This window comes from Adhaeribacter soli (assembly GCF_008727925.1).
Lineage (GTDB): Bacteria > Bacteroidota > Bacteroidia > Cytophagales > Hymenobacteraceae > Adhaeribacter_A > Adhaeribacter_A soli.
In genome coordinates, this window is record NZ_VTWT01000006.1 from 105,907 (window position 1) to 118,871 (window position 12,965).

Consider the following 12,965-nt stretch of genomic DNA (forward strand, 5'->3'; position numbering starts at 1 on the left):
AATTCAGAAAATGTTCCAAAAGCTAAGACGCCTTTATCTTCCAATCCGTTGCCCGGAGAAATAAAATTTATTTGCTTAATAGTATGAATCCGGTTCTTTCCTTGCTGACCCCGAATAATTGAATGCTGAACCGGATGAAAAGGGCCTTAAAGGGCTGCTGGTCCTCTTCAGCTTTCAATGATTAAAGTGCCCTCCAGGTAAGACAGAAAAGGAATTTTAAAGTAATCAGAAGTTGTATACCTCTCTGCTTAGATAACCGCAGGTTGTTTAAAGTCCGTTGAATAGGAATTTTCACGATTACAAAAATAAGTCAGGGTTTATTGGGGCTTTACCCTGTTCGGAGTCCTGACAAGAAGGCCTTCATAGCCAGAAATGGCCCATAACTTAATGCCTGGTTTGTAAAATTGGGCAGGCTCTTTATGCGAACTGCAGCTTCGGCAGTGATCCGCTTTTCCGAGGGTAGTTTTTTGCCGGAAAGCCTACGGTTTACCGCGTGAGGCGTCTGCATAAATATCATTTCACCCAACTTATTCATGGTCGGATCTGGATATAATTTCAGCCAAAAACAGGAGCCATCTGCTTTCAAAGTGCCTCATGAAAGCTTCCGTTCTGGCATAGGAGATAATACCGGGAATAGCGGGTAGTTTAGCCCTGGTGTGTTACCTTTGCAGCCGACTAGCAAACGTACATGAAAAACAAAGTAGTAATAATTACGGGAGGCAGTTCGGGCATTGGCCGGGCTTGTGCTTTCGCATTTGGAAAGGCTGGCTGCAGGGTAGTAATTACCGGACGCGATGCCACCAAATTAAATGAAACAGCCCAGGAACTAGCTTTAAGGAATATTGAATGCCTGCCGGTGGTAGGCGATGTAAGCCTTGAAGCCGACGTGAAATTTATGGTGGAAGAAACGGTGCGGAAGTTTGAACGGATCGATATCCTGATAAACAATGCGGGGATTTCCATGCGGGCCTTATTCGAGGACCTGGACCTGAATGTGATCTGGAAAGTGATGGATATTAATTTCTGGGGAACGGTATACGCCACCAAATATGCGCTGCCCTATATCATTCAGAGCAAAGGTTCTATTATTGGTATTTCCTCTATTGCCGGTTACCGGGGCCTTCCTGCGCGTACGGGTTATTCCGCTTCCAAGTTTGCCATGCAGGGTTTCCTGGAAGCGTTAAGAACTGAGCTGTTGCCAAAGAAGGTACACGTGCTGGTGGCTTGTCCGGGGTTTACGGCATCTAATATCCGGAACACGGCTTTAGCTGCGAATGGCAATACACAGGGCGAGTCGCCGCGGGATGAAGGTAAAATGATGACGGCCGAAGCCGTGGCAGATCAAATTCTGGAGGCTACTATTCACCGGAAGCGCGACCTGGTTATGACCTTCCAGGGAAAATTCACGGTATTCTTAAATAAATGGCTACCGGGCCTTGCTGATAAGCTGGTTTACAACCACATGAAAAAAGAGAAAGATTCGCCTTTCAAGTAATCCGGGTTTTTAGCCCGTTTCTATACCGTTTCGAAAGAACCTGTTCTTTGCTCCGGAGTTTATTCCGGAAGTAAGAGCAGGTTCTTTTTTCGTATATAAGCCCTTTCGCCTTGCCATTTTACTTCAAACCAGATATCGTTTTCGCCGGTAATGGTAAGGCGATTGCCTTTGGTTAAAGTAGCCAGCCATTGCGAACCGGCTGCAGGCCCGGACATAAGGGCGGCCTGTTGCTTATGGGTAATGCCTTGCTGCCGGAAAGTAAGCAGGTTTATGTAGTATAAAATAAAGCCCAGATAAAGAAGAAAAAGCAGCCGGAAGGCGGGTTGCCGGAAAAAAGCCTGCTTCCGTTTCAGAACCATTACGGTAACTACCCCAACCGCCCCGATCAGCAGCAGCTCCAGGATGTTCATATAATATTTGCGGAACTGGGTTCGGAAAAAATCGAGGTCGCTGTATTCGTAGCCTTTTAAGCCCTGAGTATGGGCCACTTCTTCCATTTTCCGGAGTACTGCCCGGTTGGGGTGCAGGTGGTAATACAGGCTCAGGTAGTACATCGACTGGTCGTAATGCCGCAAGGCTTCTTCGATGTACGCCATTTTTAAGAGCATTTGCGGGGAATATTCCTGCCCGTTTTTCAGGATCTCCTTATAAATGGCCAGCGATTTTAGATATTCTTTCTGATTATAGAGAGAATCTGCCTCCGTAAGCGAATTTGTAAATTTTTGAGAATAAACCGGTTGTAAAAAACACAGGAAACTGGCGAAAAAAAATAAGCAGATTTTGCTCAAATAGTTTTGCATTTAAAAATTAAGCTGTTAGTTTTGCATCGCAATTCAGGGAAACGCCTCTAGAAAAGCAAAGTTAATAAAAAGATTCCGTAGCTCAGCTGGTAGAGCAATACACTTTTAATGTATGGGTCCTGGGTTCGAATCCCAGCGGGATCACTTCTTTCAAACAAAAAAGCCTTAAATTCACAAGATTTAAGGCTTTTTTTATGCATTTTTGGTTCTGCGTTAAGTAAAAAAGCAATTTTTACTTAACGCAGAAAGCGATTTGCTTAACACATAGGAGGGAGGTGCGTTAAGAAGTTCAAAATCACTTAACGCACAAATCTTTTTTAATTCCTATTTAGAGCTCTAAGTGAAGTTAAAAGCTAGCAGTTCTTTAGTTATCTACAAATTCTTCTGCATCTTTCTCGTTGCCAACAAGTTGTATAACTTTAGCTTTAAACTTGTCTAAGTCTACCTCATAGATGCCAAAGTTCTTATCCCAAAGTTCTAATGGAATTTGTTTTCCAGGATTTCCTGATTCTAAAAGCTTTTCAATGTTAGATAAAACCTGTTCCCTAAGTGTGTAATTAGGCATAATCTGATTACCTGAAAACTCCCCATTGCTTTGTGGCACTTTATACTTGGTTGCTAGTTCTGAAAAGTGCTGCTTCCCCTGAGAGATAGTTTCGTTTGTTGTAAAGAAAATATCGGTTCTTATATTTTGGGCTGCCGTGGTACCCTTAGGCATTGAAGCAGAAACTGGTATTAAATGAAAATTAACGTTCTTTAAAGTTCTACTTAGTGAGTTCTTGATCCACACACCTCTGTTCAAGGAAATAAAAAATATGCTTTCGAGCTGTTTCTTCTGGTCATCCTTATCTTTTTCAATTCCTTTATGGCTATGGGATAATATGTAAATATCAGTTATTGGGTCACTATTATTGGCGTTATACAACTCAATGTGCTTTGCTAGTTTGTCCAAAGCTAACTGACTTTCTTCTTTCAGAATGTAACTATTCGGTTTGAATTTGATTGAATATGGATCAGGTGCAGCTGGACGTTTGGATTTCATCTCAGTCAAAGCTCTTATTGGAGCTTCTGCGTCAAATTTTGCTTTAGCTGCTTCTTCTTCCTTCGCCTTGATTCGCTCTTTTTCTTGTATTTGTTGTAACGCAATACTTTCCTGTTCCTTTTGTTGGTTCTCTTTTTCTAACTTTTCAGCAGCGATTTTCTCTATATCTTCCCCTTTACTATTAAAGTACTTTACAATTTCGCCTTTAGAATAAATTACATATCCACCTTTTGTTGTTCCGATTTTAGTGTCATATAATAACTCTCCCTTGTCTCCCAATAAATAACGGTCTTTATCAGGCACTTTTCCAACATTCAACCATTTGCCTTCACGCACATCATTAGCATAGGTACCTTCTTGAAAATATAATTGCCCATCAATTTCCTCAGGATGATCCTTCCAATAACCAATCATTTTACCCTTAGAATAGTTACCACCTCCAACTTTATTAAAATTTAAGTATGTAATTTTATTACTACCTTCCAGTACGCCATTAACATAAGTGAAGGCATATTCAGTAACGCCATCATATTCTACCCATTTCCCATTTTTTTTGCCGTTTGTATAATTGCCTACAGTTTTCCTAGTGCCATCATCATAGTATTCGATGAAGGTACCATGTATAGCTCCTTGACTGTTTTCTCTATACCTTTCTTTGCACCTGCCATTTTTATTCTTCACTTTACACGGTAGTTCTTGACTATAAACTATAACTGATAATAATAACGCTGGGATTATAATAGCTCTTTTCATAGTTTTTATGTTTTTTCTATATACAAACATAAGAAAACCAGTTATAATAATCACAAAAGAGGGTATCATAAAAGAGGTTAGTCTTTAGGAGGCTGGAAAGTACTTTTTCGGCATGAAAGAGTCTAATAAGAATATCCAGAAATTAACTAAAGAGCACCTATCGAAAGAGCCATTAACAGCGAAAAACAAGAAAGATGATCCAGATCTAGCTAAACTGGCAAAGCGAATTAGAGCTTTACGAATTGAAAAAGGATACTCAAACGCAGACTTTTTCGCCTACGAAAATAATATCACCAGAACTCAATATAATCGCTATGAAAATGGTGAAAACATTAAGTATACTAGCTTGATGAAGCTAATCCGAGCTTTTGGGTTAACTCCTAGTGAATTTTTTTCGGAAGGATTTGACTAAGCTTGGTGTAGCTTTTTATCTAATAAGAACTCAATTATCTTCTTGAGATTTCATGAATTGATCAAAGTCCATTACCCCTAATTCGTTAAATCCAGAATTATTGGCTTCTTCAAATACCCTGATACTTACCTGATAGTTATACAGAATATAAGAACTCATTCCATCATTTACTATATAATCATATGCCAAAATGGTGTATGCATCTCCATAAATCTTTACGGCATAGAAATCAATAACTTTATAACATATCACATTTTCAACTTCAGAATTCTCCACTACAAAGTCAACTTGGCTTGTAAAATGAGGTTGAAGTGTGATTTCAACTTCATAAAGTTCATCCTGCTGCTCATGCCTGTAAAGGAAAATATTGGGAGATTTTCTAAATATTTGTTCCATTTTCTGAGTTCATATTTTTTAATATTTTAGTGAATTGAGTAAGAGCTGCATCCAGAGTTTGGGACTTATTCAAATGATAGCCCATTAATTTCATTCGATCGCGAATCCAGTCAACCTTCTCCATACTTGTTTTGTAGCATTTTATACTCTTGTAATTCTGTTCCATAAATCACTTATTTTGAATTATATATTAATTATGAAAAGTGATTTTCCACCTAAATTCTACCAAAATCCATCTTTTTTATTTGATATATAAAAAGAAAGATGATTTATGTTAGTATTAAAAAACAGTCCGCTTGGTTATGGTTTAATTAAAGCGATTAACCCAAAAACTGGTTTATACGGTGCAGTTAGTGAATTTTCAAACAGTCCTGTAATAGATTTTGAGTATGAACTTATATGCCCATTTAAAGGCGAAAGAGCAATAGTTAAAAAAAATGGAAAGTATTTTGAAATAGATATGGATGGCGTGGAGTATTTTGGCAGAACCGATTTTGGTTTAGAACCCTTTTTCATAAAGTCTGACAGTTGCCCAGATTGCTATAATATACTATTAAAGACAAGCTCTGGCTGCTTGACATGTTTCGGTTGGGGGTGCATTCCACCAAACTATAACTTTGATTGTGATTAAAAGGTATGTTTTAGTATGATTTTAGATTCCGAATGGGCTAACTTTTATAGGTAGCCCATTTTTATTTAACTATACATCAGGTCCTTAGCTAGTTAAACTTACAAAGAACCAAAATCTACTAACATAATAAATTCAAATTTTATATCTTGGAACCGCCGAAAGAGTCATTTTTGGAATTGGGCAATTATTCAAATCAGCCTATAGAAGCTTCGTTTGCACTTAAATCTAATGTTCTCAAGTTCAATTACGGATTTTACCAACTCAGTAGAGCGATATAAGCTGAGCCTAATGCTATGCAGCCCCGAAAAGCTTGAACAGGTAGTTTCCTTTGTTCAAAGCCGAAATTTTTCTGTAATTAACTTTGGGCGTGAAGTTTCTCAGTTCATAGCTACTCTCACTAGTAAGAAATATTTGGATATTGAAGTCAATGATTTTATAATAAAACTGCTGGAAGATAGGAAGACCAAGATAAATGACTCAATTAACGAATTGGTAGTTATATACAATCTAGGAATTTTGTTAGAGCCAAGCCTTGGATTGGATCCTGCCAAATTGCTAAAAGAATTTTCCAAAACTTCTTGTCTCGTTATCATATGGGAAAATCAGATAGATAATGATTCTATCTTGCATTGGCCCACTCAGAAAAACAAATATTGCCTGGATTTTTCAGGCGTTCAGTTAAAAAATTTGCGATATGCAATATAAAGAGCTTATTCAATTCGAACCGATCACCTCAGTTGTGAAATTGGTTAAAGCCGATGAAAAATCAGTAGCTGAGAATTTAGTAAAGACCTTCGTCTTTTCACAGAAGATGCAGGAAGATCTACAAGAAGTCATTCTTAAAAACTTAACACCTGAGCAATCTCATGAAACTAAAGGGATTCAGATTGTAGGTAGTTATGGTACTGGTAAATCACACTTAATGTCATTGGTTTCGGCTATAGCTGAAAATGCGGATTTGGTAGGTTTAATCCAAAACGAGGAACTTAAGAAAGATTTCAGTCCGATTGCTGGAAAATATAAAGTGCTTCGATTTGAGATTGGTACAGACAAACCCCTAAAAGATATTGTATTTGCTCAGATTGAAAGATACCTGGATAAACAAGGTATGGCTTTCTCATTCGATGAAGATTCGCTCTATAGTTGGAAAGAACTGATAGAACGTATGATGGCTGAGTTTGAAGCTAAATTTCCTGATAAGTACTTCCTTATCGTTATTGACGAGTTACTGGAATATCTAAAAGGCAGAAAACCAAGCGAATTGAATAACGACTTGATGCTATTACGTCAATTAGGTGAAGCTTGCGACAATTCTAGATTCAAACTAATGTTTGGCGTTCAGGAGTTGTTGTATCGCTCTCCTGAGTTTCAGTTCCAGGCAGATATGCTCAATAAGATTGAAGATCGCTATTCTGACTTAATAATTACAAAGGAAGATGTTTCTTACGTTGTAAAAGAACGCCTACTAAAGAAAGACATCCATCAAAAAGCTAAGATCAGAGAACATCTTTTAAAATTTGCTCACTTATTCGAAGCCATTAATACTAATCTGAACGAATTTATTGATCTGTTCCCGATCCATCCAAATTATGTAAGTTATTTTGAAAAGATAAAGCATGGCAAAAGCCAGCGAGAAATTTTAAAAGTTCTTTCTGTGAAATTCGGTGATATGTTAGAGGAACATGTTCCTACTGACAATCCTGGTCTTATTACCTATGATACTTATTGGGAAGATCTAGCTAAGAACCCTGCCATGCTTACTATTCCTGACATTAGGATCGTTAGGGATAAAGTTGAAGTTATTTCAACTCGGATTAATGAACATTTTGTTGGGGCAAGAGCAAACAGAAAAGGAATAGCAGAAAGTATAGCACACTCCCTAGCTATACGCATTCTATGTGATGATTTAGATAAACGTAACGGTGCGAATGCCCATAGTTTAAAAGAAGATTTATGTCTGACCATTCCAGGTATTGAAGAAGCAGAATTCCTTTTAGCTACAATCGAATCCACGGCAAAACAATTAGTTTCTGCCACCTCAGGTCAATATGTTGACATAGATAATATTAGTTCTGATTTTTATATCCGTACTGAAGGCGGAGTAAATATTCCACAGCTTATCAGAGATTATGCCGATGAAGTTATAAAGAAAGATCCAGATCAAGCTGATCAATACTACTTTGATTTCCTGCAGTTTATACTCGAAATTCAGCAAGATTCTTATCGTACAGGATTTAAGATATGGCAACACTCATTAGAGTGGATCGATAAAAAAAGCTTTCGGTTAGGATATATTTTCTTTGGAAATCCCAATGAAAGGAGCACCACTGAACCAATTCAGCAATATTACATTTTCTTTAGTCCGCTATTTAATCAAATAGATAGGAATGATGGCGCAGATGAAGTGTATTTTGACGTAGCAGGGCTTTCAGATGAATTTAAGGATACAATTTGCTTATATGGGGCAGCGAAAGCAAAACATGGATCAGCACCTACAAATCAAAAACAGTTATTCAGTAGCCAAATAGAAGAATATCAGAAAAAAGCTATTGCTCTATTTGATAAAGAGTATGCTGATAAGACTAGGGTAATTCATAATGGCGAAAGCAAACCACTTAAATCTTTCCATCTACCTGGAGAAGGTTCTACCAAGGAAATGGTATTCCGTGGGGTAGCAGCTAAGGTTTTAAATAAAACCTTTAACGATAAATTCCCTGATTACCCTGCTTTCACGGATTTGCTTCAGCCTTTGAGCAAAGACAATTTTGATGGGCGAATAAATGCCGCCTTAAAAAAGATAACATCACCTGGCCAATCAAATAGGGATGGTGAAGCCATACTAAGCGGATTAGGTTTATGGAGTGGTCAGACCATTGCTGTACAAAACAGTAAGTATGCTGATAGTATCCTGAAAAAATTAAAGGAGGCAGGGGAAAGTGCTGTATTGAATAGAGCTGATATTTTGTATCCACATTATGCTACGGCTAATTTGTGGTACTCGATAGATTTTAATATTGATTACCAATTAGAATTTATTGTGCTTGCTGTACTGGCTTATAAAGGCGATATCGAAATAAGTTGGACAGGAAATAAAACAATATCGGCTACTAATATTGAATCAATCTTAACGCTTAATAATGTTGATTACTTTACATTTCAGCATATAAAAACGCCCCAAGGGATCCCAGTAAAGAACTTAAAGGCTTTATTTGCTAGCTTAGATCTGCCTGATTTTACTTCTGAATTAGAAAAGCCTGATACCATAAGTAAAATTATTACTCAAGCAAAAACTAAGGCAGAAACAGTTGTAAGAACCAGAGCTACCATAGTTCAAGGGCTAAAATGTAGAAATGTTAATCTTTTATCTGAAGAAGAAAGCCAAAGGATGAAAAATGATCTGGAAGGTTTAGCAGCCATGCTCGATACCATTCAATCATATAACACTTATGGGAAATTAAAGGCATTTAAACTTTCTGAAGAACAATTAATAAATACATTTCAGGCTTACGCTTATTGTAATAGAGTAGATAAATTAAAAAACAAGGCCGAAAAATTTGAAAAGTTAGTTGGATACCTACATACCGCACAATCCTATGTAGTTCAAGAAGAAAAACCACTTTTCGAAGATATTAAAGCAGCTATAGAAAAGCTTCCAACGGTTTTATCATCAGATCAGGATGCTGAAATCAAGCAGTATGAAGCCTTACTAAATTCCTTGATCGATAGATACGCTGAGTATTATTTAAGTCAATATACAAAGTGCCGTTTATCGAAATCGGATGCTTTGGCTAAAGACAGGATACTTACTAGTGAAAATAAAAGGATTTGCGATATCATCAAGGAATCGGATTTTATAACTACAACCGAATATCAAAATTGGATTAATAGTATTACTTCATTAAGAGAAGCGGACATTTCATTAACGAAGTCAAAAGTAAAAGAAGAACCTTACCATGACTTTAACCCCCGTGAATACTATGGCAAGGTAACTTTTTCTATTAATCAATTAGAAGAGCAGCTAAATGGGATATTAGAAAAGTGGACCACTGCTATGCGTTCTGTCTTTAAAGATCCAACTGTTCAGGAGAATATGGAAATTTTAAAAGTTGATGATAGAAGTATAGTTGAAGATTTTAGAACCGAAAAAATTGATTTAACTCCTGAAAATGCAGTAAGATTAAGGAATTTAATTACTCAGCTTACCCAAGATATTGACAAGGTTGAAATAACTATTGACTCTTTGCGAATTCAACTTAATAAACCTTTAACGCCAACAGAAGCAATTGAAACTCTTACTGCCTATATTGATACGCTTTGTGCAGGGAAAGAAAGAAATAAAGTAAGATTAATATTGAAATAGACTATGGCTGACACAAATATGGCCTCCGAATTTTATGTGCTTTCTACTTTACATAGGCTTGGTAAAAATGCTTTATTAACATTAGGTAATAAAAAAGCAGTTGATATTCTAGTAGAAGTAGAAGGCAGGGCTTTAACTATTGATGTTAAAGGTATTAGAGATACAACATCTTTTCCCATAGACAATCTAGATTTAGAATTGCCAAATCATTTTGTAGTTTTTGTATCCTTTATAGGACAAATTGGAAATCCATTGGTACTACCTGAGATTCACGTGGTACCTACCAATGAGCTTTCTATCCTAAGGCCTGAATTAAACGGTAACTCATTGATTTATACAAGCCCTGGCGGATTATTAAGAGTCCAATTAGGCAGATTAAGATCGGTTGGTATTTTTCAAAACGCTTGGCAACTAATTAACTAAAAGAAATAATGACTAAGGATAAAATATTGTGTTTAGGAAAAGAATTTACTACTGAAGAAGAGCGAAGAGCATTTTTTCGTAGTGAATTACGAGCAAAACTTCCAGATTTAAAAAGTATAGACGGGTTCCCTTTTGGTGAGGATGAAGATATTATTGAATTAAGCGATCCACCTTATTATACAGCGTGTCCAAATCCTTGGTTGAATGATTTTGTTTTTAATTGGGAAACTAAAAAAGCAGTTCTTTCAAATAGAATGGACAATTTTCTAGTTAGTGAGCCATATTCTGGTGATGTAAATGAAGGAAAAAATAATCCAATTTATAATGCGCATGGTTATCATACAAAAGTCCCACATCCTGCTGTAATGCGATATATTTTGCATTACACGCAACCTGGGGATATTGTGCTTGATGGTTTTGCAGGGACTGGAATGGCAGGAGTTGCTGCGCAACTTTGCGCTTTTCCCGATCCTGAAACACATTATAGAATTGAGAATGAATTCAAAGATTTAGGTTTAAAGCCTCCTGTTTGGGGTACTCGAAATGCAATTCTTAGTGACCTTTCCCCAATTGCTTCTTTTATTGCTTATAACTATAATACCCCGAAGGAAGCTGACTCCTTTAAAAAGGAAACTCAAAAATTAATGGCAGAGCTTGAAGCTGAATGCGGATGGATGTATGAAACTTTTCATACCAATGCCATAAAAGGAAGAATAAACTATACGATATGGAGTAGTGTTTTTTCATGCCCGCAATGTAGTGGCGAGATAGTTTTTTGGGAAACAGCAATAGATAAAGATAAAGGGGCTGTACTGGATGAGTTCCTTTGTCCACATTGTGGAGCAACTCAATCTAAACGTCAGCTGGACAAAGCTTGGGTAACTATTTTTGACAGTGCAATTAACCAATCAATACGACAGGCGAAAATTGTTCCTGTTTTAATAAATTATACTGTATCTGGTAAAAGATTTGAAAAAGTACCTGACGAAAATGATATTGCTCTTATCAGAAAAATAGAAGAATTAGAAATTCCTTTTTGGTTTCCTAAAGATAGAATGCCAGAAGGTGATGAAGCACGAAGAAATGATCGAGATGGAATTACTCATTTGCATCATTTTTACACCAAGAGGAATAATTATGTGATAGCTTCTATTTGGGAAAAAGCTTCTAAAATACCACATTTTCGATGGGCTATTTCAGGGATTATTCAACGAGCAAATAAACAACATCAAATTGCTGTTAGTAGAGTTGGGGGGGAAAAAGCAAATGCGGGTGGAAAGACAGCAGGTCATAGACGAGGAACTCTGTACATTCCTTCAATCCAGGTTGAATTTAGTGTCTTTGAACTAATTTATGAGAGACTTAAGATTATTCAAAAAGCTTTGTTAAAGCGTAGTACCCCTGTAGCTATTTCTACCCAATCCTCAACTAAACTGCAGTTAAAAGATGAAAGTGTTGATTATATATTCGTTGACCCGCCATTTGGTGCCAATATTATGTATTCTGAACTTAATTTTTTATGGGAAGGGTGGTTAAAAGTGAAGACAAATAATAAAAAGGAGGCAATTGAAAATAGGTTTCAAGGCAAATCGCTTTTTGAATACCAGTTTTTAATTGAAAGCTGCTTTCACGAATTTTATCGTGTGCTAAGGCCTGGGAAATGGATGACTGTAGAATTTAGTAATACAAGTGCCTCTGTTTGGAATAGTATACAGAATGCCTTACAGCGTGTAGGCTTTATTGTTTCAAATGTATCATTTCTAAATAAAAAGCAAGAAACTCATAGTGCTCGAACAAGTTCAACAGCTGTTAAGCAAGATTTAGTTATAAGCTGTTACAAGCCTTCAAAAGATTTTGTAGATAAAATTGAATCATCTGGATCGGAAGTGATCGTTTGGGATTTTATTTCTGAACATTTGCAACATCTCCCAGTGCATTCTAAAAGAGAAAAAAGTACAACTGCAATTATTGAAAGGAGTCCAAAAATCCTTTATGATAGGTTAATTACTTTTTATTTGATGAGAGGCTTGCCAATTCCTATTAACGCTAAGGAATTTCAGGATGGATTAAAGCAAAGGTTTGCTACTAGAGATGATATGTTTTTCACTTCTGTACAGGCAGCTGAATATGATGAAAAGAAAGCACTTGCTCCAAATTTCGTTCAGTTAGCACTAATTATAGGTAATGAATCCGATGCCATTGAATGGTTAAAGAGCAGGCTTCGTTCTAAGCCTCAGAAATATAATGATATAATGCCTGATTTTCGGATTGCCACACAATCGCTACGCAAAGGTGATACACTTCCAGAGTTACAAGAAATTCTAAATGAAAATTTCATTCAAGAAACTGATGGTAGTTGGCGAACTCCTGATCCAAGTGAAGCAAAGGATAGAGAGATATTGCGGACTAAGGTTTTGTTAAAAGAATTTAACGAATACATTGCTATCATTAAACAACCTAAAGCGAAAAAGCTAAAGGAGGTTAGAGTTGAATCCCTAAGGACAGGATTTAAAAACTGCTGGGATAATAAAGACTTTAAAACAATTTTAGAATTAGGTGATATGATACCTCAAAACATCTTGCTAGAAGATGAAAAATTATTGATGTATTATGATATCGCTAAAGATAGAGTTTAGTCCATTTTATTTATGAG

Annotated in this window: 10 protein-coding genes and 1 tRNA gene; 8 read left to right on the forward strand and 3 right to left on the reverse strand. The window is 36.6% G+C overall.

Annotation, left to right across the window (positions count from 1 at the left end; genetic code table 11):
* Nucleotides 1–688: 688 nt before the first annotated feature.
* Complete coding sequence (locus F0P94_RS11680; protein WP_150904075.1) at nt 689–1,495, forward strand: SDR family oxidoreductase; 807 nt, start codon at nt 689–691, stop codon at nt 1,493–1,495.
* Nucleotides 1,496–1,554: 59 nt separating this feature from the next.
* Here the strand turns inward: F0P94_RS11680 and F0P94_RS11685 are convergent, their stop codons facing one another.
* Nucleotides 1,555–2,295 carry an SH3 domain-containing protein gene (locus F0P94_RS11685; RefSeq protein ID WP_150904076.1) on the reverse strand — a complete coding sequence of 247 codons (741 nt, stop codon included), beginning with the start codon at nt 2,293–2,295 and terminating at the stop codon, nt 1,555–1,557.
* A gap of 71 nt (nt 2,296–2,366) precedes the next feature.
* On the opposite strand from F0P94_RS11685, the gene F0P94_RS11690 reads away from it, so the two are divergent.
* Nucleotides 2,367–2,439: transfer RNA gene (locus F0P94_RS11690), tRNA-Lys, on the forward strand.
* 220 nt (nt 2,440–2,659) lie between these two features.
* Here the strand turns inward: F0P94_RS11690 and F0P94_RS11695 are convergent.
* On the reverse strand, nt 2,660–4,090 hold the full coding sequence (locus F0P94_RS11695) for a toxin-antitoxin system YwqK family antitoxin (protein ID WP_150904077.1): 1,431 nt from the start codon (nt 4,088–4,090) through the stop codon (nt 2,660–2,662).
* Between the two features lie 112 nt (nt 4,091–4,202).
* On the opposite strand from F0P94_RS11695, the gene F0P94_RS11700 reads away from it, so the two are divergent.
* Entirely contained in the window at nt 4,203–4,502 is a 300-nt protein-coding gene (locus tag F0P94_RS11700) for a helix-turn-helix domain-containing protein (RefSeq protein ID WP_150904078.1), read from the forward strand.
* 30 nt (nt 4,503–4,532) lie between these two features.
* On the opposite strand, the gene F0P94_RS11705 is transcribed toward F0P94_RS11700, so the two are convergent.
* Entirely contained in the window at nt 4,533–4,898 is a 366-nt protein-coding gene (locus F0P94_RS11705) for a hypothetical protein (protein WP_150904079.1), read from the reverse strand.
* A gap of 271 nt (nt 4,899–5,169) precedes the next feature.
* On the opposite strand from F0P94_RS11705, the gene F0P94_RS11710 reads away from it, so the two are divergent.
* The 5 genes from F0P94_RS11710 (at nt 5,170) to F0P94_RS11730 (ending at nt 12,948) form a co-directional block, all read left to right on the forward strand.
* Nucleotides 5,170–5,529, forward strand: a complete 360-nt coding sequence (locus F0P94_RS11710; protein WP_150904080.1) for a WG repeat-containing protein — start codon at nt 5,170–5,172, stop codon at nt 5,527–5,529.
* 228 nt (nt 5,530–5,757) lie between these two features.
* The gene (locus F0P94_RS11715; RefSeq protein ID WP_150904081.1) at nt 5,758–6,234 is read left to right on the forward strand and encodes a hypothetical protein; all 477 of its coding nucleotides are present in this window, start codon (nt 5,758–5,760) and stop codon (nt 6,232–6,234) included.
* Entirely contained in the window at nt 6,224–9,889 is a 3,666-nt protein-coding gene (locus F0P94_RS11720; RefSeq protein WP_150904082.1) for a DUF6079 family protein, read from the forward strand. Before F0P94_RS11715 ends, F0P94_RS11720 begins: the two co-directional genes overlap by 11 nt.
* A 3-nt stretch (nt 9,890–9,892) precedes the next feature.
* Nucleotides 9,893–10,312 (forward strand): hypothetical protein, encoded by a 420-nt coding sequence (locus F0P94_RS11725; protein ID WP_150904083.1) that lies wholly within the window; start codon nt 9,893–9,895, stop codon nt 10,310–10,312.
* Between the two features lie 8 nt (nt 10,313–10,320).
* Complete coding sequence (locus F0P94_RS11730; protein WP_150904084.1) at nt 10,321–12,948, forward strand: DNA methyltransferase; 2,628 nt, start codon at nt 10,321–10,323, stop codon at nt 12,946–12,948.
* Nucleotides 12,949–12,965 lie beyond the last annotated feature (17 nt).